Origin of the sequence: Janibacter endophyticus (assembly GCF_016888335.1) — a bacterium.
In the GTDB taxonomy this organism is placed as follows: domain Bacteria; phylum Actinomycetota; class Actinomycetes; order Actinomycetales; family Dermatophilaceae; genus Marihabitans; species Marihabitans endophyticum.
In genome coordinates this window covers 1113644-1133310 of the sequence record NZ_JAFEJG010000004.1, presented here as the reverse complement: position 1 = coordinate 1133310, position 19667 = coordinate 1113644, and the positions used below count along the sequence as shown (strand labels likewise).

Sequence of the window (19667 nt, the reverse complement as noted above, 5' to 3'; positions counted from 1 at the left end):
CTTTCTACGTAGCCAGGGCCTCAGCCCTTGACGGCACCAGAGGTCAGGCCGGCGACGATGCGTCGCTGGAAGATGAGCACGAGGATGACGACGGGGATCGTCACGACGACGGCGGCCGCCATGATGGCGCCCGTCGGCTCCTCGAACTGCGAGGCGCCGGTGAAGAACGCGAGCGCGGCCGGGACCGTGCGTGCCTTGTCCGAGGTGAGCGAGATGGCGAAGACGAAGTCGTTCCACGCCGTGAAGAAGGTGATGATCGCCGTCGTGAAGACGCCAGGAGCCGCGAGCGGGACGATGACCTTGCGGAAGGCCTCCCAGCTCGTCGCTCCGTCGACCTGGGCCGCCTGCTCCATCTCCCAGGGGATCTGCTGGAAGAAGGCCGACATCGTCCAGATCGACAGCGGCAGGGTCAGCGCGAGGTACGGGATGACCAGGCCGGGGATGGTGTCGAAGAGCCCGATCTGACGCCACACGTCGAAGAGCGGGGTCACCATCGCGACGACGGGGAAGAAGCTCACGGCGAGCGCGGTCGTGAGGATGAGCTTCTTGCCCTTGAACTCGAGCCGCGAGATCGCGTAGGCGCAGAACATCGCAAGGATCACCGAGATGAGCGTCGCCAGGAGCGCCACGATGAGCGAGTTGCGCAGGGCCGGCAGGAAGAGGTCCCGTGCGCCTCCGCTGAAGATCAGCTCGTAGTTCTCCATCGTCGGGTCCTTCGGCCAGAAGTTGCCGAAGAGGTTGGCGTCGGTGCTCGCGAACGCGTCCCTGCTCTTGAGCGAGAGCCCGATCATCCACACGAGCGGGACGAGCGTCCAGAGCATGATCGGGACCGCGAGGAGGGTGAAGAGACCGGTTCCCTTCGCTGACTGCTTCGCCATGGCTCAGTTCCTTCCGGCAGCGAGGTCGACCTTGAACCCCTTGACGAACAGCGCCGCGATGGCGAGCACGCAGAGGAAGAGGATCACCGACAGCGCCGACCCCAGACCGATCTCGGTCCGGTCGATGGTCTGCCGGTAGATGAGACCGGAGAGCGAGTTCGTCTTGTTCGCCCCTCCGGTCATGATGAAGATGTTGTCGAAGATGCGGAACGCGTCCAGCGTGCGGAAGAGCAGTGCGACCATGATCGCCGGCTTCATGTTCGGCAGGATCACCTTCGTGAGGACCTGACGCCACGACGCGCCGTCCACCTTCGCTGCCTCCTCCATCGAGCTGTCGACCTGCGCGAGTCCGGCGAGGAGCAGCAGCGAGATGAAGGGGGTCGTCTTCCAGATCTCCGAGACGGAGATGGCGAAGATCGAGGGCCAGAAGCTGCCGAACCAGTCGTAGCTGGGGTCGATCCCCGGCAGCCACTGGAACCAGTGGTTGATGAAGCCGGTGTCCGGCCGGAAGGCGAAGAGCCAGGCGAAGCCGGAGACGACGGTGATGATCGAGTACGGGATGAGCACCACCGTGCGCAGGGTCCGCCGCGGGATGACGATGCGGTGCATCACCAGCGCGATGACGAAGCCGATGACGAGCTCGACGGTCACGGTGATGAGGGTGATGAGCACCGTGGCGCCCATGGCCTCCCAGAAGACCGGGTCGGTGAAGGAGACGATGTAGTTGTTCAGCCCGACGAACTCCCGGTTCTCCGGGTCGGTGAGGCGGTAGGAGTAGAAGCTGTTCCAGACCGCCTGGAGGATCGGGTAGGCGGTGACGAGCAGCATGATGAGGAAGGCAGGGGCCGCGAGCTTCCAGCCCAGCCGCTGCTCCCCCTTCGCCCGGTCGGACATCCGGGCCTTCTTCGGCCGGTCCGTCCTTGTCTCGGGTGCGACATCGGTACTCACAGCAACGCATCTCCCTTCAGCACGTCGACGAGAAGGGTCGTCGTCTTCTTCGGCGTCGTCTCGGCGTCCACGCTGCCCGGCGGGCTGTACTCACGCTGGATCGCGGCGCTGACGTCGCCGTAGTACTGGGTGAGCGGCCGCGGCGCCCCGGCGTCGAGGGACTCCACGATGAGCTCAGCGGTGGGGAAGGCCTTCTTGATCTCGGGGTCGTCGTAGACCTTCCGGTTCGCCGCCGGGTTGCCCGAGCCGAGCATGTACGCCTTCTGGTTCTCCTCGGAGGAGATGCACTCGATGGCCTCCCAGGCGAGGTCCTTCTTCGTCGAGGCCTGGTTGACGCCGAGCTCGATGCCGCCGAGCGGGGGCCGGGACTCCTCACCCTCGACGGTCTGCGGGTAGCGGGTCCAGCCCACGTCGTCGAGCCAGTCGACCTCGTTGCCCTGGAGTGCCGAGTAGACGTACGGCCAGTTGAGGAGGAAGCCGGACTTGTCGGACTGGAAGAGGTCCAGGGCGACGGTCTCGTCGGAGGATCCCATCGCCGGTCCGGCGAGGCCCTTGTCCGAGATGCTCCGGATGATCGTCGCGGCCTCCCTGCCCGCATCGGTGTCGAGCCCGAACTTCAGGTCGGGGCCATCGGCCCCCGGGTTCTCGACGACCTGGCCGCCCGCCCCGGCGACGAGGGCGTTGATCCACACCATGTAGCCCTCGTAGCGCATGGCCTGGACACCGACGGTCGTGCCAGTCTTCTCCGCAGCCTCGATGACCTGCTCCCAGGTCACCGGCTTCTCCATGTCGAGGCCCGCCTCCTGCGCGACCGACTTGCGGTACCAGAGGACCTGGGTGTTGGCCCAGAAGGGGGCCGCGACCATCTGGTCCTGCCACATCGCGGACTCGACGATCGGGTCGACGTTGTCCCCGGTGAACGTCTCGACCTTGTCCTCGGGGACGGGCTCGAGGAAGTTCGCCTCGGCGAACTCGGCGACGAAGACGGGGTCGATGGACATGATGTCGACGCCCTCGTCGTCGGCGGCCAGACGGCGCAAGAGCTGCTGACGCTGCTCGCTCGCGTCGTTCGGGAGGAGCTGGACGGTGATGGAGTAGCGCCCGTCAGAGGCGTCGCTGCACTTCTTGGCCAGCCCGGCCTGACCCTCCTTGGACGGGTCGGCACCGCCCGAGTCGGGGTTGATGTACCAGGTGAGCCGGTTGCCCGACCCGCTCGTGTCGTCTGCGCCTCCGCACGCCGCGAGCGCCAGGCTCGCCATGGCGAGGGTGGCGGCGGCCAATCCCCTGCGACCACGTCTCCGTCCGGTCACGGTGCGTCCTCCCGTCGGTGACCCCAGAGCGCCGGTGAACCTCGCGGGTGCGAGCGACGCCTGTGTCGTTCCCCTGTTCTACAGGTCGGCGGGGGCGAAGGGGCCGGAGCAGGGGGGCCAATCCGTCCGCCTCCCCTGGCGCACTAGGCTGGCCGTGGGCCGTCGCGGGGTGGCCCACGGGCCCTGCCCGCCGAGATCGCACGAGGAGCCGTCGTGGCCGACTTCGCCTACGAGGACATGCTGCCCAGCCGTGGTGAGGACACCACGCCCTGGCGGCTGCTGAGCACCGCGGGGGTGGAGGTCGTCGAGGGCGAAGGGGCCCTGGCCGGCCGTTGCTTCCTGCGGGTGGCGCCCGAGGCCCTGCGTCTGCTCAGCGAGACGGCGATGCACGACATCGCCCACTACCTGCGGCCCGCTCACCTCCAGCAGCTGCGCAACATCCTCGACGACCCGGAGGCGAGCCCCAACGACAAGTTCGTCGCGCTCGACCTGCTGAAGAACGCGAACATCGCCTCCGGTGGTGTGCTGCCGATGTGCCAGGACACGGGCACCGCGATCGTCATGGGCAAGCGTGGGCAGCACGTCCTGACCGACGGCCGGGACGAGGAGCCGCTCTCGCGCGGCGTCTACGACGCCTACACCCGGCTCAACCTGCGCTACTCGCAGATGGCCCCCGTGACGATGTGGGAGGAGCGGAACACCGGCTCGAACCTGCCCGCCCAGATCGAGCTCTACGCGGACACGGCCGCCGGGCACGAGCAGAGCTACAAGTTCCTCTTCATGGCCAAGGGAGGCGGGTCGGCCAACAAGTCCTACCTCTTCCAGGAGACCAAGGCGATCCTCAACCCGGACGCCATGCTGCGCTTCCTCGACGAGAAGATCCGCAGCCTCGGCACCGCCGCCTGTCCGCCGTACCACCTCGCCGTGGTCATCGGCGGCACGAGCGCCGAGCTCGCCCTCAAGACCGCGAAGTACGCGAGCGCCAAGTACCTCGACTCGCTGCCGACGAGCGGCGACGCGGCCACCGGCCACGGCTTCCGTGACCTCGCGCTCGAGGAGCAGGTGCTCGAGCTGACCAGGCAGTCCGGCATCGGTGCGCAGTTCGGCGGCAAGTACTTCTGCCACGACGTGCGGGTCGTCCGCCTCCCCCGTCACGGCGCCTCGCTGCCCGTCGCCATCGCCGTCTCGTGCTCGGCGGACCGCCAGGTGCTCGGCAAGATCACGGCAGAGGGCGTCTTCCTCGAGCAGCTCGAGACCGACCCGGCGCGATTCCTCCCCGAGCAGACCGACGAGCAGCTCGCCGCCGACGCCGTGGGCGCCTCGTCGACCGGCCAGGGTGCGGTCGTGGAGGTCGACCTCAACCGCCCGATGAGCGAGATCCTCGCCGAGCTGACCCAGCACCCGGTCAAGACGCGCCTCTCGCTCACCGGACCGCTCGTCGTCGCCCGCGACATCGCGCACGCCAAGATCAAGGAGCGGCTCGACGCCGGCGAGGAGATGCCGCAGTACCTCAAGGACCACCCGGTCTACTACGCCGGTCCGGCGAAGACCCCCGAGGGGATGGCCTCCGGCTCCTTCGGCCCGACGACGGCCGGACGCATGGACAGCTACGTCGACCAGTTCCAGGCCGCCGGTGGTGCGATGGTCATGCTGGCCAAGGGCAACCGCAGCCAGCAGGTCACCGACGCCTGCCGGTCGCACGGCGGCTTCTACCTCGGATCGATCGGTGGCCCTGCCGCGCGACTGGCCCAGGACTGCATCAAGAGCGTCCAGGTCCTGGAGTACCCCGAGCTCGGCATGGAGGCGGTCTGGAAGATCGAGGTCGAGGACTTCCCCGCCTTCATCGTCGTCGACGACAAGGGCAACGACTTCTTCGCCTCGGTGACCGCGCCCGTGGCGAGGACGATCCAGAGACGCGCCGGTCTCGCCTGACCGCTCGCACCACCCCGCCCAACGGAGAGGAACCGCATGACTGCCGCCCCCCAGGGCTTCGAGGACCTGCTCGAGGCCAATGCCCGCTTCGCCGAGGACTTCGACCTCAGCGGCTTCGACGGCATCGCCCACGCGGGCATCGCCATCGTCACCTGCATGGACAGCCGGATCGACCCGCTCGGCATGCTCGGTCTGCACCCCGGTGACGCGAAGATCTTCCGCAACCCCGGTGGCCGCGTCACCGCCAACGCGCTCGAGGCGCTCGTCCTCGGGGTGCATCTCCTCAACGTCCGGCGCATCGTCATCGCGCCCCACACGCGCTGCGCGATGACCTCGAGCACCGAGGAGTCGTTGCGCGAGCGCGTCGGGGCCTCCGCGGGGGTCGATGCGTCGTGGCAGGGCTTCCACGTCATCGCCGACCAGGTCGCCGCCCTTCGTCAGGACCTCGCCGCGGTGCGTTCGCACCCGCTCATCGGCGACCGGGCCCAGGTCGCGGGCTTCGTCTACGACGTCGACACCGGGCTGCTCCAGCCGGTCGGCTGATGCAGCGCCATCGCGCCCAGCCGGGGACCATGCCGTCCTCCCCGGCCGAGGCGTGGGCGATGCTCGCCGCAGGCAACGCCCGTTTCATGGCCGGAGCGCCGGCCCACCCGCACCAGGACATCCACGTCCGCAACCGGGTGGCCCTCAAGCAGCGGCCCTTCGCCGTCTTCTTCGGCTGCGCCGACTCGCGCGTGGGCGCCGAGCTGATCTTCGACCAGGGGCTCGGCGACCTCTTCGTCGTCCGCACCGCCGGCCAGGTCACCGACCCGAGCGTCCTCGGCTCGATCGAGTTCGGCATCGGCCCGCTCGAGATCCCGCTGATCGTCGTGCTCGGGCACGACTCGTGCGGCGCGATCAAGGCGGCCCTGGCGGCCCACGAGAGCGGTCAGGTGCCCGGTGGGTTCCTCCGAGACATCGTCGAGCGGGTCACCCCGAGCGTCATGGCTGTGGCCCGAAGGGGTGAGCTCACCCCTTCGGCCGTCGAGGAGGAGCACGTCCGGATGACCGCCGGGCTGCTCGCCGAGCGCTCCGCGCTCGTCGCGCAGAAGGTCGCCCAGGGCAGCCTGGCGATCGTCGGCGCCCAGTACGCGCTCGCCCACGGCGAGGCCACGATCCTCAGCGTCGAGGGCGACCTCGGCCCCTACACCCCGGCCCCCTACACCCCGGCCCCCTGACAGACGGCCGCCTGCCCAGCCCCCCCCTTCGCACGAGCCAAGGCTCCTACCTCTCGGGGCGACACGAGCCGGCTCGTGCGAGCTCGGGGCGACACGAGCTTTGGCTCGTGCGAGCTCAGAGCGACACGAGCCTTGGCTCGTGCGAGCTCAGAGGGCGAGGCGTTCCCGGACGACGCCCGCGAGCCGCTGCGCCACCTCGTCGGCCTCGTCCTGGGTGGCCGCCTCGACCATGACCCGCACGACGGGCTCGGTGCCCGACTTGCGGAGCAGGACCCGGCCGGTGTCGCCGAGGCGCTCCGACTCCTGGCGGACGGCCTCCTGCACCCCCTCGTCGAGGTCCACGCGGTCCTTGTCGACGTCTGGGACGTTGACGAGCACCTGGGGCAGGCGGGTCATGACCGCCGCGAGCTCCGCGAGGCTCTTGCCGTTCTCCGCGAGGCGCGAGGCGATCATCAGCCCCGTGAGCACGCCGTCACCGGTCGTGCCGTGCTCGAGGAGGATGACGTGGCCGGACTGCTCGCCGCCGAGCGAGTAGGAGCCGCCGCGCATCCGCTCGAGCACGTACCGGTCGCCCACCTTCGTCTGGATGACCTCGATCCCGGCCTCGCGCATCGCGTTGATCAGCCCGAGGTTGCTCATCACCGTGGCGACGAGGGTGTCGTGCCGCAGCTGCCCTCGGTCCTTGAGCGTCAGCGCGAGGATCGCCATGATCTGGTCGCCGTCGACGACGTTGCCCTCGGCGTCCACGGCGAGACAGCGGTCGGCGTCGCCGTCGTGGGCGATGCCGAGGTCCGCGCCGTGCGCGACGACGGCCTCCCGCAGCTGGTCGAGGTGGGTCGAGCCGTAGCCGTCGTTGATGTTCAGCCCGTCCGGGGTGTTGCCGATCGTCCAGACCTGCGCACCCGCGAGGCGGAAGACCTCGGGCGAGACCTCGCTCGCCGCGCCGTGCGCGCAGTCGAGGACGACCTTAAGCCCCTCGAGGTCGTGAGGCATCGCGGCGAGCAGGTGGCGCACGTAGCGCGCCGGTGCTCCCTGCATGACGGTGACCCGGCCGACGCCGGCGCCCGTGGGGAGCCGGGGAGAGCTGCTCATCCGGTCCTGGATCGCGTCCTCGACGGCGTCGGGGAGCTTGTGCCCACCCCGGGCGAAGAACTTGATGCCGTTGTCCGGCATGGCGTTGTGCGAGGCCGAGAGCATGACCCCGAAATCGGCCTGCGTGTCGGCGGTGAGGAAGGCCACCGCCGGCGTCGGGAGCACGCCGACGTCGAAGACGTCGACCCCCTCCGAGGCCAGCCCGGCGATGACCGCCGCCGAGAGGAACTCACCAGAGGCCCGCGGGTCGCGGCCCACCACGGCGAGCGGGCGACGACGCGCCCCCTTCGCCTCGTCGGTGAGGACGTGCGCCGCCGCCTGGGACAGGCGCAGGGCGAACTCGGCCGTGATGACCTCGCCGTTCGCGAGACCACGGACGCCGTCGGTGCCGAAGAGTCGTGCCATCTGTCGTGGGTACCTCTCGTGGGGTGTCTGTGACGCTGGCCGGGGTCGACGGGCAAAGACGGTCGGGACCGGGCGCTCGTGGCACCCTACCCGCGACCTAGGCTGGTCCCCGGTACCCGGCGCGACCAACGGACGTCGGGCGGCAGAGAGGTCAAGCGCGTGATCGTCTTCCATCCCTCGGCGGGCCCGACGCTGGGTGTGGAGTGGGAGCTGGCCCTCGTCGACCACGAGACCCTCGACCTCGTCCCCCGGGCCGACGACGTCATGCCCGCCCTCGAGGCCAAGCACATCTCCGCCCGCTTCCACCGCGAGCTGCTGAGCAACACCGTCGAGATCGTCACCGGCGTCTGCCGCGACGTCCCCGAGATCACCGCCGACCTCAGCCGCTCGCTCGAGGCGTTGCGCGAGGTCACCGACCCGCTCGGGCTCGACCTCCTGTGCGCGGGCACCCACCCCTTCGCCCAGTGGCAGACCCAGGAGGTCAGCGAGGGCGAGCGTTACGCGACCCTCATCGACCGGACCCGCTGGTGGGGCCGTCAGATGGTGATCTACGGGGTGCACGTCCACGTCGGCGTCACCGACGTCGCCCGGGTCCTCCCGATCCTCGACGGTCTCCTCCCCTTCGCCCCCCACCTCCAGGCCCTCTCGGCCTCCTCCCCCTTCTGGGTCGGTGAGGAGACGGGGTACGCGAGCAACCGGGCCCAGATGTTCCAGCAGCTGCCGACCGCCGGCCTGCCCTTCCAGTTCTCGACCTGGGCCGAGTACGAGCGCTACGTCGACGACCTGCTCGTCACCGGCGTCATCGACGAGCTCAAGGAGATCCGCTGGGACATCCGACCGGCGCCGCACCTCGGCACCCTCGAGGTCCGGGTCTGCGACGGCGTGCCCACCCTGCGTGAGCTCGCCGCGATCACCGCCCTCGTGCAGTGCCTCGTCGTGTGGCTCGACGACCGCCTCACCGACGGTGGCACCCTGCGCACCCTGCCGCCCTGGCACGTCCAGGAGAACAAGTGGCGGGCCGCCCGGTACGGCATGGACGCGATCATCATCTGCGACGACCGCAACCGCGAGCGCCTCGTCACCGAGGACCTCATGGACCTCCTCGAGCGGCTGACGCCCGTCGCGCGCCGGCTCGGCTGCGAGCAGGAGCTCTCCGACGTCGCGCTCATCGTCCGGCACGGCGCGAGCTACCAGCGCCAGCTCGCCGTCGCGCAGCAGGAGGGCACCCTGGTCTCGGTGGCCCGCTCGCTCGTCGACGAGATGCGGGCCGGCGCCCCCGCCGCCTGGGCCGGCGAGGGGCGTCCTGCGTGACGGCCGAGAGCCCGCCCGGTCGCGGTGGCCCGGACCGTCCGCAGCGTCCGCTGTGGTGGGATCTCGGCCTCCGGATCGTCCTGAGCTTCACTCTCATCGCCGTCATCACCCACGTGGCGGTGCGCCCCTTCGCCATCCCCTCGGAGTCGATGGAGCCCACCCTGCTCACCGGCGACCGGGTCGTCGCGAAGGTCTGGCCCGGCGCCGGCGACCTCGAGCGCGGCGACGTCGCCGTCTTCGGCCACGGGGCGACCTGGGCGGACGAGCGGCTCGAGGACGACGGCGACCTCGTCAAGACCGTGGTCCGGACAGGCGGCGACATCCTCGGCTTCGGCCCCTCGCACCGCGCGCACACGGTCAAGCGGGTCGTCGGGATGCCCGGTGAGCGGGTTGCCTGCTGCGACGACGAGGGCCGGGTCATCGTCGACGGCACAGCGCTCGAGGAGCCCTATCTCGAGCCGGCCCGCGACCTCCCCTTCGACCCCCAGGCGGGGTGCGACTCCGGCGCGAGCTCACCCCGGTGCTTCCCCGAGATCACCGTCCCGGAGGGCTCCTTCCTCGTCCTCGGGGACAACCGGGCCCGCTCGGCCGACTCGGTGACCGCCTGCCGGACCACCGGCGCGGACGCCGCGTCGTGCGCCCGCTTCGTCCGCGGCGACCTCGTCGTCGGGACGCTCGGCTGGCGGGTCTGGCCCATGCCTCCCGGCACGATCGAGTGAGCGTTCAGAGCTGTCGGCGGGCCCGGGACTCCTCGGCACGTCGCGCCAGCTGCTCCGCCGGCGGGTAGCTCACCTCGCGCAGGCTCAGCCCGTGCGCCGGCATGACCTTGACCCGCGGGTCCCGGACGCCGGCGCGCAGGACCTCCCGCGGCCAGCCGGGCTCGGCGCGGCCCTGGCCGACCGGGACCACCGCCCCGACGAGCGCCCGGACCATCGAGTGGCAGAAGGCGTCGGCCACGACCCGCCCCTCGACGAGCCCTTCCTCGGTCCGCCGCCACGAGTACTCGAGCAGGGTCCGGATCGTCGTGGCCCCCTCACGCCTCTTGCAGAAGGCGGCGAAGTCGGCCAGACCGGTCAGACCTCGCGCCGACTCGTCCATGGCGGCGACGTCGAGCCGGTCACCGAGGGCGACGACCTCACGGCGGCGAAGGGGGTCGAGCCGGGCCGGGTCGTCGGCGACGAGGTAGCGGTAGCGCCGCTGCGTCGCGGAGAAGCGCGCGTCGAAGCCCTCGGGGGGCCGCGTCACGGCGTGCGCGGCGACGTCCTTGGGGAGGACGCCCCGCAGCCGGGCGAGGAGGGCGTCCTCGGGGCTGCGGTCGCGTCGCCCCTGAGCTGCGTCGAGGTGCTCGGGGGTGAGGTCGACGTGGCAGACCTGCCCGCTGGCGTGCACGCCCGCGTCGGTGCGTCCCGCCACGACCACGCGGAGCCCGCTCGTGCGGCAGATCGTCTCGAGCGCGCCGGTGAGCTCACCCTCGACGGTCCGGCGGCCCGGCTGGGCCGCCCACCCGGAGAAGTCGGTGCCGTCGTACGCGAGGTCGATCCGCACGCGCACCACTGGCTCGGCGGGCTCACGCTGCTCGGGCTCAGGCACGCCCCGGACCCTACAACCCTTGCGTCCGCCACCGTGGGGCGGCAGCGCCCACGGGCGTCATCGCGCGCTTCAACCGTCGGCGCCCTCTTCGGCGCCGTCCTCACCGGGGTCATCGGCAGCTCGAACCTGCGCATCGGCTTCGCCGTCCCGATGATCCTCATCCTCGGTCTCGTGCCGCTGGCCGGCGCCTTCCGGTCGCAGCTGCGGCAGGACTGACCCAGGGACGACGAAGGGGTTCCCACCAGCTGGTGGGAACCCCTTCGGCCGTCCGGCGGGATCAGCGCTTGGAGTACTGCGGAGCCTTGCGGGCCTTCTTGAGACCGGCCTTCTTGCGCTCCGGGACGCGGGCGTCACGGGTGAGGAAGCCGGCCTTCTTGAGGGTGGCGCGGTTGAGCTCGGGGTCCACGCCGTTGAGGCTGCGGGCGACGCCGAGGCGGACCGCACCGGCCTGGCCGGAGGGGCCACCGCCGTGGACGCGGACGAGCACGTCGTAGGCGCCGTCGAGCTCGAGGACGGTGAGCGGCTCGTTGACGATCTGCTGGTGGACCTTGTTCGGGAAGTAGTCCTCGAGCGAGCGACCGTTGATCTTCCACTCGCCGGTGCCCGGGACGATCCGGACGCGGGCGATGGCCTGCTTGCGGCGGCCGGTGGCGGCGCCCGGCGCGGAGGCCGTGGGGCGGGGGGCCGGCTCGGCGTCGCCGACCGGGCCCTCCGACTCGGAGGTGTAAGAGGTCATCTCGACGTCCTCGTCGAGGGTGCCCTCGACCTGGGGGTTCTCGGTGGTGTCAGCCACGGGTTGTGTCCTTAAGTCCTGTCAGCGGCGCGATTACTGCGCGACCTGGGTGATCGTGAAGGGGGTCGGCTGCTGCGCCGAGTGGGGGTGCTCCGCGCCGGCGTAGACCTTGAGCTTGGTCAGCTGCTGACGGCCGAGGGAGTTGCGCGGGAGCATGCCGCGGATGGCCTTCTCGACGGCCTTCTCCGGCGCCTTCTCGAGGAGCTCGGTGTAGGAGGTCGAGCGCAGGCCGCCCGGGAAGCCCGAGTGGCGGTAAGCCTTCTTCTGCTCCGCCTTGGCGCCGGTGAGGGCGACCTTGTCGGCGTTGATGATGATGACGAAGTCGCCGGTGTCGACGTGCGGGGCGAAGGTCGTCTTGTGCTTGCCGCGGAGCAGGATCGCGGCCTGGCTCGCGAGGCGGCCCAGGACGACGTCGGTGGCGTCGATGACGTGCCACTGACGGGTGATCTCGCCCGCCTTGGGGGTGTAGGTACGCACAGGTGCTGCCTTTGTGTCGTGTCGGGTGGGTACCCCTCAATTCTACGAAGGGGGGCGACCGTCGAGAAATCGTCGCGACGGGCCGCAACCCCTTGGGGCGCAAGGGCTCTGGGCGATCCGTCGGGGACCGCGACCTTGCACGGCCCCAGATTGCACAACTATTGTGCAATCCATGAGCACCCCACCCGGCGACGGCCCGAGCTCCTCGTGGCGGCTCCTGGCCCACCCCCTGCGCTCCCGAATCGTCGCGCACCTGCGCCTCCACGGCGGGGCGACCTCCGCCGAGCTGGCCCGCGCGCTGGGGACCAACACCGGGGCCACGAGCTACCACCTGCGCGTGCTCGCCGAGGCCGGGCTCGTCGAGGACACCGGCCTGGGCAACGCCAAGACCCGCGTCTGGGCGCTGCCCGACGAGGAGGACGACGACGACCTCACCGTCCGGACCGTCTCGCCCGACCCCGAGGACGTCGAGGACGACCTGTGGCTGGCCCACGACCACGTCGAGCACCTCGCCTCACGGGCGCACACGTGGGTCGACGCGGCCGCGGGCTGGCCGCTCGTGTGGCAGGAGGAGGCGGGGCTGCACGACCACGCCGTCCTCGTCGACGAGGAGCAGCTCGTCGCGCTGCGCACCGAGCTGGCCGACACCCTCGCCCGCTACCGACGGATCGGTGCGGGGACGCCGGGCGCCAAGCGGGTGGCGGTCACGCTGGCCGTGCACCCCATCGACCGCGCCCCCTGACCGCTGGTCCGAGGCAGACGAAGGGGCGCCCCTCCCCTGCGGGAGGAACGCCCCTTCGTCAGTGCGCGGAGGACGCTCAGGCCTCGTCGACCTGCTGCTTCTCCTCGCCACCGGCGGGCTCGAAGCCGGCCGCCTTGGCGTCGTCGGCGGAGGCGAACCAGAACTCGGCCTCCGTCTGGTCGTACCACTGCGACCCGGGCACGTGGTACTTGCCGGAGTCGGCGTTGCCCTTGACGTCGTAGCCCTCCGGAGCGCTGCCGTCCTCGTTCGAGGCGACGGCACCCTTGGGCAGCTCGACGGCGGTGTCGGCCTCGACACCGGCGGTCGCCGGCGTCTCGTCCTGGGCGGCGGAGGCCTGCGTGGTGGCCTCGGCCTCGGCGACGACGGCGCGCTTCGGCTTGGCCGAGACGGGCTCGCGGACGAGCTCGATGACGCACATCGGGGCGTTGTCGCCCTTGCGGGGGGCGATCTTCGTGATGCGGGTGTAGCCGCCCTCGCGGTCGGCCATGTCAGGCGCGATCTCGGTGAAGAGACGGTGCACGACACCCTTGTCCTTGACGACGGTCATGACCTTGCGACGGGCGGGCAGGTCACCCCGCTTGGCGAAGGTGACGAGACGCTCGGCCAGCGGACGGAGCCGCTTGGCCTTGGCCTGCGTCGTCGTGATCTGGTCGTGCTCGAAGAGCGACTGGGCGAGGTTGCCCAGCATGAGCCGCTCGTGAGCCGGGCCGCCTCCCAGACGGGGACCCTTGGTGGGGGTAGGCATGTGGTTCTCCTAGGAATAGGTACTGACCTCACCACTGACGGTCAGGTCATCAGGGGGTCAGAACTGCTCGTCCTCGGCGAAGGACTGGTCGTCGTAGTCCTCGTCGCCGTAGCTGTCGACGATCTGGCTCGGGTCGAAGCCGGGAGGGCTGTCCTTGAGGGCCATGCCCATGCTGTGCAGCTTGGCCTTGACCTCGTCGATCGACTTCGCACCGAAGTTGCGGATGTCGAGGAGGTCGGCCTCGCTGCGGCCGACGAGCTCACCCACGGTGTGGATGCCCTCGCGCTTGAGGCAGTTGTACGAGCGGACCGTGAGGTCGAGGTCCTCGATCGGCAGCGCCATGTCGGCAGCGAGCGCCGCGTCCGTCGGCGAGGGGCCCATGTCGATGCCCTCGGCCTCGACGTTGAGCTCGCGGGCCAGGCCGAAGAGCTCGACGAGCGTCTTGCCGGCGGAGGCCATCGCGTCTGCCGGGGTCATCGAGCTCTTGGTCTCGACATCGACGACGAGACGGTCGAAGTCGGTGCGCTGCTCGACACGGGTCGCCTCGACCTTGTAGGTCACGGCGAGGACCGGGCTGTAGATCGAGTCGACCGGGATCCGGCCGATCTCCTGGTCACCCGACTTGTTCTGCTGCGCCGAGACGTAGCCACGGCCACGCTCGACGGTCAGCTCCATCTCGACGCTGCCCTTGTCGTTGAGCGTCGCGATGTGCAGGTCGGGGTTGTGGACCTCGACACCGGCCGGCGGGTTGATGTCCGCGGCGGTGATCGGGCCGGCGCCGGTCTTGCGCAGGTACATGACGACCGGCTCGTCGTTCTCCGAGGAGACGACGAGGCCCTTTAGGTTGAGGATGATCTCGGTGACGTCTTCCTTCACTCCCGGGATCGTGGAGAACTCGTGGAGCACGCCGTCGATCCGGATCGAGGTGAGGGAGGCACCCGGGATGCTCGAGAGCAGGGTGCGACGCAGGGAGTTGCCGAGGGTGTAGCCGAAGCCAGGCTCGAGGGGCTCGATGACGAACCGCGAGCGGTTGTCGGCGACGACCTCCTCGCTGAGGGTGGGGCGCTGTGCGATGAGCACGGTGTTCTTCCTTCCCACGGGCGACCGCTATATGACGCCGCGTGATGCATGCCGGTCTGACCCGGCGGTTGCCCCCGCATCTGTCCGCGGGGGCAACCCTGGTGGAGCCGGTGGATCAGTTCTTCGAGTAGAGCTCGACGATCAGCTGCTCGGTGAGCGGGGTGTCGATCTGCTCACGAGTCGGCAGCTGGTGCACGAGGATCTTCAGGCTGCCCGGGACGACGTGGAGCCACGCCGGGATCGGACGCTCGCCGAAGGTCTCACGGGCCAGCTGGAAGGGGAAGGACTCCACCGACTGCTTGCGGACCGTGATGATGTCGTACTGCTCGACGCGGTGGCTCGGGACGTCGGTGCGGACACCGTTGATCTCGAAGTGACCGTGCGTGACGAGCTGACGCGCGTGACGGCGGGTGCGGGCCAGGCCCGCGCGGTAGATGACGTTGTCGAGCCGGGACTCGAGGATCGTCAGCAGGTTCGAGCCGGTCTTGCCGGGGCGGTTGGCCGCCTCCTTGTAGTACCGGACGAACTGCTTCTCCATGACGCCGTAGGTGAAGCGGGCGCGCTGCTTCTCCTGGAGCTGGGTGAGGTACTCCTTCTCCTGGATCCGGCGACGGCCATGCTGGCCGGGCGGGAAGGGACGGAGCTCGAAGTACTTGTCGCCGCCGACGAGGTCGAGCTTGAGACGACGGGACTTCTTGGTGATGGGGCCGGTGTAACGAGCCATGTTCTAGTTCTCCTGGTCCTTCTCGGCCTCAGACGCGACGGCGCTTGGGCGGACGGACCCCGTTGTGCGGGCTGGGGGTGACATCGCTGATCGCGCCGACCTCGAGGCCGGCGGCGGTCAGGGAGCGGATCGCCGTCTCACGACCAGAGCCGGGGCCCTTGACGAAGACGTCGACCTTGCGCATGCCGTGCTCCATCGCGCGACGCGCGGCGGCCTCGGCGGCCATCTGGGCGGCGTAGGGAGTCGACTTGCGCGAGCCCTTGAAGCCCACCTGGCCCGCGGAGGCCCAGGAGATCACGGCACCGGAGGGGTCCGTGATGGAGATGATCGTGTTGTTGAACGTGCTCTTGATGTGGGCCTGGCCCACGGCGACGTTCTTCTTGACCTTGCGACGCACCTTGGCGCCGGAGCGGGTCTTGGGAGGCATTACTTACCAACCTTCTTCTTACCGGCGACGGTGCGCTTGGGACCCTTGCGGGTACGGGCGTTGGTCTTGGTGCGCTGACCGCGCACCGGCAGACCGCGGCGGTGGCGGAGGCCCTCGTAGGTGCCGATCTCGACCTTGCGGCGGATGTCCGCGGCGACCTCACGGCGGAGGTCACCCTCGAGCTTGGCGTTGGCCTCGAGCCAGTCACGGAGCGCGACGAGCTGGGTGTCGTCGAGGTCCTTGACGCGGGTGCTCGGGTCGACGCCGGTAGCGGCGAGAGCCTTCTGCGAGGTCGTGCGACCGACGCCGAAGATGTAGGTCAGTGCGACCTCGACGCGCTTGTCGCGCGGCAGGTCCACTCCAACAAGACGTGCCATCTTGTGGTGTTTCCTTGTCTGTGCTTCCGGAGGTCTGGTAGCAGCACCGGTCCGAGGGTTGTGCCCCCACGATGGCGCGGGGCCCTGCGGTCCTCGGCCTCCGGGCCGAGGGTGACGTCCTGCGCGATGTCGATCCACCGCTAGATCCGGCCGCTCGTCGCGGCCTTCTGTCAGGGGTCGGGTACTGCCTGCTTCATGTGTTCTGTTGTCTCGAAGTCGTGCGACGCGTGCGAGGACCCGAGCGGGTCCCGGCGAGTGCGATCAGCCCTGGCGCTGCTTGTGGCGCAGGTTCTCGCAGATCACCATGACCCGACCGTTACGGCGGATCACCTTGCACTTGTCGCAGATCTTCTTGACGCTCGGCTGAACCTTCACTGCCAACTCGTCCTTGATCGATCTGTCCCGGGGCGCCGTGCGACGCGCCGGGTCGTGCTGCTGGGGGCGGCTGGGCCGTCCGTCAGCGGTAACGGAAGACGATCCGGCCGCGGGTCAGGTCGTACGGGCTCAACTCGACGACAACCTTGTCCTCCGGGAGGATTCGGATGTAGTGCTGACGCATCTTGCCCGAGATGTGGGCGAGAACCTTGTGACCGTTCGTCAGCTCGACCCGGAACATTGCGTTCGGGAGCGCTTCGACGATCGTGCCCTCGACCTCGATGACACCGTCCTTCTTGGCCATACCCTCTCAATCCGTTGGTGGTCGCCCCCTGGATGGGGACGCCATGAGCCGCCCGCACGAGAACCTCGACGGCCTGTGACCGCACGAGGACGCGCGAGAGCGACACTCCAGTCTAGGGGATCTGGTGAGAACCCGCGAAATCGGGGGCCTTCCGGGTGTACCTTCACCCTCGTCCGGCGATCCCGTCCGTGACCTCGCCACGCATCACCCCCGGGAAGTCGCCACCATGCCCTCGTTCTCGCGCGCCGCGCTGACGCTCGCCGGCGAGCGCGGGGTCCTGCCCGCCGGGGTCGAGATCCCCGGCGTCGTGGCCCTGCTCCCCTGGTTCGCGGAGCTCGGCGAGGTCGACGACCTCGAGGAGGTCCCCGCGCTGCCCCCCACCGCCACCGTGACGGTCGCCGTCGCCGCGCTGCCCGGCTACGAGCTGGCTCCGGGTGCGCCCACCTCCTTCGACGTCTCTGTCGACATCGCGCCCTGCGATGGCCCGGCCACCGCGCCCGTCGCTGTCACGAGCACCCGCTGCGAGCAGGTCACCGTCACCAACCCGGCCGGCAACCCCGACGCCTTCCTCCTCCTCACGACCGACCCCGACGACCCGACCGACATCACCGACGCGGACCTCCCGGCCGGCGAGACGGTCACGCTCGACATGGCGCCCGGCACCTGGTCCTGGGCGGCCCTGGACGCCACCCTCGATGACGACGACCTCCTCGACAGCTTCACCGAGGGCGACCTGACGCAGCGCCTCTCCGAGGCGGACGGCCCGGAGAGCGCCGCCGGGCAGCTCCGGATCCGGGCCGCCGAGATGCTCGAGGCAGACGCCCCCGCCATCACGCCCGAGGACCTCGAGCTGCTGCGCGAGGTCGGCGAGATGCTCGACGAGCTCGGACAGATGGGCGTCCTCCTGGGCGAGGGCGAGGTGACCGTCGCCGAGTGCCCGGCTCCGACGACGCCGCCGACCCCCGTGATCCCGGCCGTCGTCCAGACGGACGGCGGGACGGCCACCCCTTCGCCTGCGGGCGGGCTCCTCGCCACCCTGGCGGGCCTCCTCGGCCTCGGCGCCCTGCTCCACCGGGTGCGTCGCAGCGCCTGACCCGCGGCATCGATGAGGTCACGATCAGCCGAGATGACCCCGTCGTGACTTGATCAGCCCCCCGCCGCCTGTGATGGGGTTGCGGGCATGGAATCTCTGGCACGCCGCCTGGGGCTGCGCACGCAGCCGACGATCTTCTTCGTGTCAGCCGGGTTGATGATCCTCATCCTCGCCCTGCTGCTCGTCTTCCCCGCACAGCTCGGGGAGGCCTTCGGCAGCGGTCGCGAGTGGGTCGTCACCAACCTCGGCTGGTACTTCATCTTCGGGGTGACGGCCTGGCTCGTCATGCTGCTCGTCGTCGCCTTCGGACCGTACGGCGAGATCGTCCTCGGGGACAAGGACCAGAAGCCGGAGTACTCCTTCTTCTCCTGGTTCACCATGCTCTTCGCCGGTGGTATCGGCACGGTCCTGATGTTCTGGGGTGTGGCGGAGCCGATCTCGCACTTCACGACGCCGCCGAAGGCGGGGGTGGAGGCGTACACGCCCGAGGCCGCGACCGACGCGATGAACTTCTCGCTCTACCACCTGAGCCTGCACACCTGGGCGATCTTCGCCCTGCCGGGCCTGGCCTTCGCGTACTTCATCCACCGGTACAAGCTCCCGGCGCGCGTCAGCTCGGTCTTCTACCCGCTGCTCAAGGAGCGGATCTACGGGCCGATCGGCCGCGCGATCGACATCATCGCGATCCTCGGCACGCTCTTCGGTGTCGCCGTCTCGATCGGTCTGGGGACCTCCCAGATCGGCGCCGGCCTCAACGCGCTCTTCGGCTGGGAGAACGGCACGACGCTGCAGGTGCTCGTCATCGTCGTCCTCACGACGGTGGCCGTGGGCTCGATCGTCGCGGGCCTCGACAAGGGCATCAAGTTCCTCAGCAACCTCAACATCGGCATGGCGATCGGACTGATGATCTTCATCTTCCTCGCCGGCGGCATGACGCTCTTCCTCACCCGTCAGCTCTTCGAGACCCTCGGCGCCTACCTCACCGCGCTCCCGGGCCTGGCGCTGTGGAACGACGCGCTCGCCCGCGAGACCGGCGACGGCTGGGGCTGGCAGGGCGGCTGGACCGTCTTCTACTGGGCCTGGACTGTGTCCTGGGCGCCCTTCATGGGCATCTTCCTCGCCCGGATCTCCCGCGGTCGGACGATCCGCCAGTTCGTCCTCGGCGTCCTCTTCGCGCCCTCGCTCTTCACGCTCATCTGGTTCGTCGTCTTCGGGTGGTCTGCCATGCGGATCGACGGGATGGATGGCGCGGAGGGCCCGATCTCCGCCGCCGTCGCCGAGAGCGTGCCGCTGGCGATGTTCGAGTTCTTCAGCCACTATCCGCTGACGACGATCCTCCAGGGCCTGGCCGTCATCATCGTCGCGCTCTTCTTCGCGACGAGCGCCGACTCGTCCTCGCTCGTCGTCGACATGCTCTGCACCGGTGACGGCGAGGCCGGCCCGGTCCGCCAGCGGATGTTCTGGGGCATCTCCCAGGGCGCCCTTGCTGCTCTCCTCATCGTCCTCGCCGGGGAGGAGGGGTTGACCGCGCTGCAGCAGGTGATCACCGTCGTGGGTCTGCCGATGTTCACCCTGATGTTCCTCGCGGGCATCTCCTTGCTCGTGGCCCTGCGCAAGGAACGCCTGCGCTTCGTCACGGAGGTCGTCGGTGTCCCGCAGGAGGCGAAGGAGGCCGGCACGGACGCGCTCGAGCGCGGGGAGATCGTCCACCAGTCCGCCGAGGGCGAGGCCGCCCGCCGCGAGGCGCTCGAGTCTGAGCGGTAGACCGGGGACTTCCGGTCGGGCCGGGATATTGGGTCCGGGCCGGGCTATTGCTGGGCTCGGCC

Annotated in this window: 23 protein-coding genes; 9 read left to right on the top strand and 14 right to left on the bottom strand. The window is 69.9% G+C overall.

Features of this window, described 5'->3' with window-relative positions; all coding sequences use genetic code 11:
• Positions 1-20 precede the first annotated feature (20 nt).
• Genes JNO54_RS05575 through JNO54_RS05565 form a run of 3 tightly spaced genes read right to left on the bottom strand, consistent with a single transcriptional unit; the run spans position 21 to position 3136 of the window.
• Entirely contained in the window at positions 21-878 is an 858-nt protein-coding gene (locus JNO54_RS05575; protein ID WP_204142997.1) for a carbohydrate ABC transporter permease, read from the bottom strand.
• 3 nt (positions 879-881) lie between these two features.
• The gene (locus JNO54_RS05570) at positions 882-1772 is read right to left on the bottom strand and encodes a carbohydrate ABC transporter permease (RefSeq protein WP_204144569.1); all 891 of its coding nucleotides are present in this window, start codon (positions 1770-1772) and stop codon (positions 882-884) included.
• Positions 1773-1822: 50 nt separating this feature from the next.
• On the bottom strand, positions 1823-3136 hold the full coding sequence (locus JNO54_RS05565; protein ID WP_307818074.1) for an extracellular solute-binding protein: 1314 nt from the start codon (positions 3134-3136) through the stop codon (positions 1823-1825).
• A gap of 213 nt (positions 3137-3349) precedes the next feature.
• On the opposite strand from JNO54_RS05565, the gene JNO54_RS05560 reads away from it, so the two are divergent.
• The 3 genes from JNO54_RS05560 to JNO54_RS05550 are packed head-to-tail and all read left to right on the top strand — an operon-like array spanning position 3350 to position 6285.
• Entirely contained in the window at positions 3350-5068 is a 1719-nt protein-coding gene (locus tag JNO54_RS05560; protein WP_307818073.1) for a fumarate hydratase, read from the top strand.
• A 36-nt stretch (positions 5069-5104) separates the two neighbouring features.
• A complete protein-coding gene (locus tag JNO54_RS05555) occupies positions 5105-5611 on the top strand; it encodes a beta-class carbonic anhydrase (protein WP_204142996.1) in 507 nt (168 codons plus the stop codon).
• Positions 5611-6285, top strand: a complete 675-nt coding sequence (locus JNO54_RS05550) for a carbonic anhydrase (protein WP_233703188.1) — start codon at positions 5611-5613, stop codon at positions 6283-6285. Before JNO54_RS05555 ends, JNO54_RS05550 begins: the two co-directional genes overlap by 1 nt.
• A 147-nt stretch (positions 6286-6432) precedes the next feature.
• On the opposite strand, the gene glmM is transcribed toward JNO54_RS05550, so the two are convergent.
• On the bottom strand, positions 6433-7782 hold the full coding sequence (glmM, locus tag JNO54_RS05545) for a phosphoglucosamine mutase (RefSeq protein WP_204142995.1): 1350 nt from the start codon (positions 7780-7782) through the stop codon (positions 6433-6435).
• A gap of 159 nt (positions 7783-7941) precedes the next feature.
• Here glmM and JNO54_RS05540 point away from each other — a divergent pair, with 159 nt between their 5' ends.
• On the top strand, positions 7942-9093 hold the full coding sequence (locus tag JNO54_RS05540; protein WP_204142994.1) for a glutamate--cysteine ligase: 1152 nt from the start codon (positions 7942-7944) through the stop codon (positions 9091-9093).
• Positions 9090-9812, top strand: coding sequence for a signal peptidase I (gene lepB / locus JNO54_RS05535; RefSeq protein WP_204142993.1), 723 nt, complete (start codon positions 9090-9092; stop codon positions 9810-9812). Before JNO54_RS05540 ends, lepB begins: the two co-directional genes overlap by 4 nt.
• 4 nt (positions 9813-9816) lie before the next feature.
• Here lepB and truA read toward each other — a convergent pair whose 3' ends face one another.
• The gene (gene truA / locus JNO54_RS05530; protein WP_204144565.1) at positions 9817-10644 is read right to left on the bottom strand and encodes a tRNA pseudouridine(38-40) synthase TruA; all 828 of its coding nucleotides are present in this window, start codon (positions 10642-10644) and stop codon (positions 9817-9819) included.
• A 72-nt stretch (positions 10645-10716) separates the two neighbouring features.
• On the opposite strand from truA, the gene JNO54_RS05525 reads away from it, so the two are divergent.
• Positions 10717-10899, top strand: coding sequence for a hypothetical protein (locus JNO54_RS05525; RefSeq protein WP_204144754.1), 183 nt, complete (start codon positions 10717-10719; stop codon positions 10897-10899).
• Positions 10900-10960: 61 nt separating this feature from the next.
• On the opposite strand, the gene rpsI is transcribed toward JNO54_RS05525, so the two are convergent.
• Both rpsI and rplM read right to left on the bottom strand, forming a co-directional pair.
• The gene (rpsI, locus tag JNO54_RS05520) at positions 10961-11419 is read right to left on the bottom strand and encodes a 30S ribosomal protein S9 (protein WP_204144564.1); all 459 of its coding nucleotides are present in this window, start codon (positions 11417-11419) and stop codon (positions 10961-10963) included.
• Between the two features lie 90 nt (positions 11420-11509).
• Entirely contained in the window at positions 11510-11953 is a 444-nt protein-coding gene (gene rplM / locus JNO54_RS05515) for a 50S ribosomal protein L13 (protein ID WP_204142992.1), read from the bottom strand.
• A 172-nt stretch (positions 11954-12125) separates the two neighbouring features.
• On the opposite strand from rplM, the gene JNO54_RS05510 reads away from it, so the two are divergent.
• Positions 12126-12695: a winged helix-turn-helix domain-containing protein gene (locus JNO54_RS05510; RefSeq protein ID WP_204142991.1), complete on the top strand. Its 570-nt coding sequence runs from the start codon at positions 12126-12128 to the stop codon at positions 12693-12695.
• Between the two features lie 76 nt (positions 12696-12771).
• Here JNO54_RS05510 and rplQ read toward each other — a convergent pair whose 3' ends face one another.
• From rplQ to infA, 7 genes are all read right to left on the bottom strand, one after another.
• The gene (rplQ, locus tag JNO54_RS05505) at positions 12772-13461 is read right to left on the bottom strand and encodes a 50S ribosomal protein L17, sunset domain variant (protein WP_204142990.1); all 690 of its coding nucleotides are present in this window, start codon (positions 13459-13461) and stop codon (positions 12772-12774) included.
• Between the two features lie 57 nt (positions 13462-13518).
• Complete coding sequence (locus tag JNO54_RS05500) at positions 13519-14541, bottom strand: DNA-directed RNA polymerase subunit alpha (RefSeq protein ID WP_204142989.1); 1023 nt, start codon at positions 14539-14541, stop codon at positions 13519-13521.
• Positions 14542-14656: 115 nt separating this feature from the next.
• The gene (gene rpsD, locus JNO54_RS05495) at positions 14657-15265 is read right to left on the bottom strand and encodes a 30S ribosomal protein S4 (protein ID WP_204142988.1); all 609 of its coding nucleotides are present in this window, start codon (positions 15263-15265) and stop codon (positions 14657-14659) included.
• Between the two features lie 28 nt (positions 15266-15293).
• On the bottom strand, positions 15294-15692 hold the full coding sequence (rpsK, locus tag JNO54_RS05490) for a 30S ribosomal protein S11 (protein ID WP_204142987.1): 399 nt from the start codon (positions 15690-15692) through the stop codon (positions 15294-15296).
• Positions 15692-16069: a 30S ribosomal protein S13 gene (rpsM, locus tag JNO54_RS05485; protein ID WP_204142986.1), complete on the bottom strand. Its 378-nt coding sequence runs from the start codon at positions 16067-16069 to the stop codon at positions 15692-15694. The genes rpsK and rpsM overlap by 1 nt, the downstream gene beginning before the upstream one ends.
• Before the next feature lie 261 nt (positions 16070-16330).
• Positions 16331-16444 carry a 50S ribosomal protein L36 gene (gene rpmJ / locus JNO54_RS05480; protein WP_006592630.1) on the bottom strand — a complete coding sequence of 38 codons (114 nt, stop codon included), beginning with the start codon at positions 16442-16444 and terminating at the stop codon, positions 16331-16333.
• Positions 16445-16526: 82 nt separating this feature from the next.
• Positions 16527-16748, bottom strand: coding sequence for a translation initiation factor IF-1 (gene infA / locus JNO54_RS05475; RefSeq protein ID WP_007928045.1), 222 nt, complete (start codon positions 16746-16748; stop codon positions 16527-16529).
• Positions 16749-16974: 226 nt separating this feature from the next.
• Here infA and JNO54_RS05470 point away from each other — a divergent pair, with 226 nt between their 5' ends.
• Both JNO54_RS05470 and JNO54_RS05465 read left to right on the top strand, forming a co-directional pair.
• A complete protein-coding gene (locus tag JNO54_RS05470; protein ID WP_204142985.1) occupies positions 16975-17841 on the top strand; it encodes a hypothetical protein in 867 nt (288 codons plus the stop codon).
• Between the two features lie 87 nt (positions 17842-17928).
• The gene (locus tag JNO54_RS05465) at positions 17929-19605 is read left to right on the top strand and encodes a BCCT family transporter (protein ID WP_204142984.1); all 1677 of its coding nucleotides are present in this window, start codon (positions 17929-17931) and stop codon (positions 19603-19605) included.
• Positions 19606-19667: the final 62 nt, after the last annotated feature.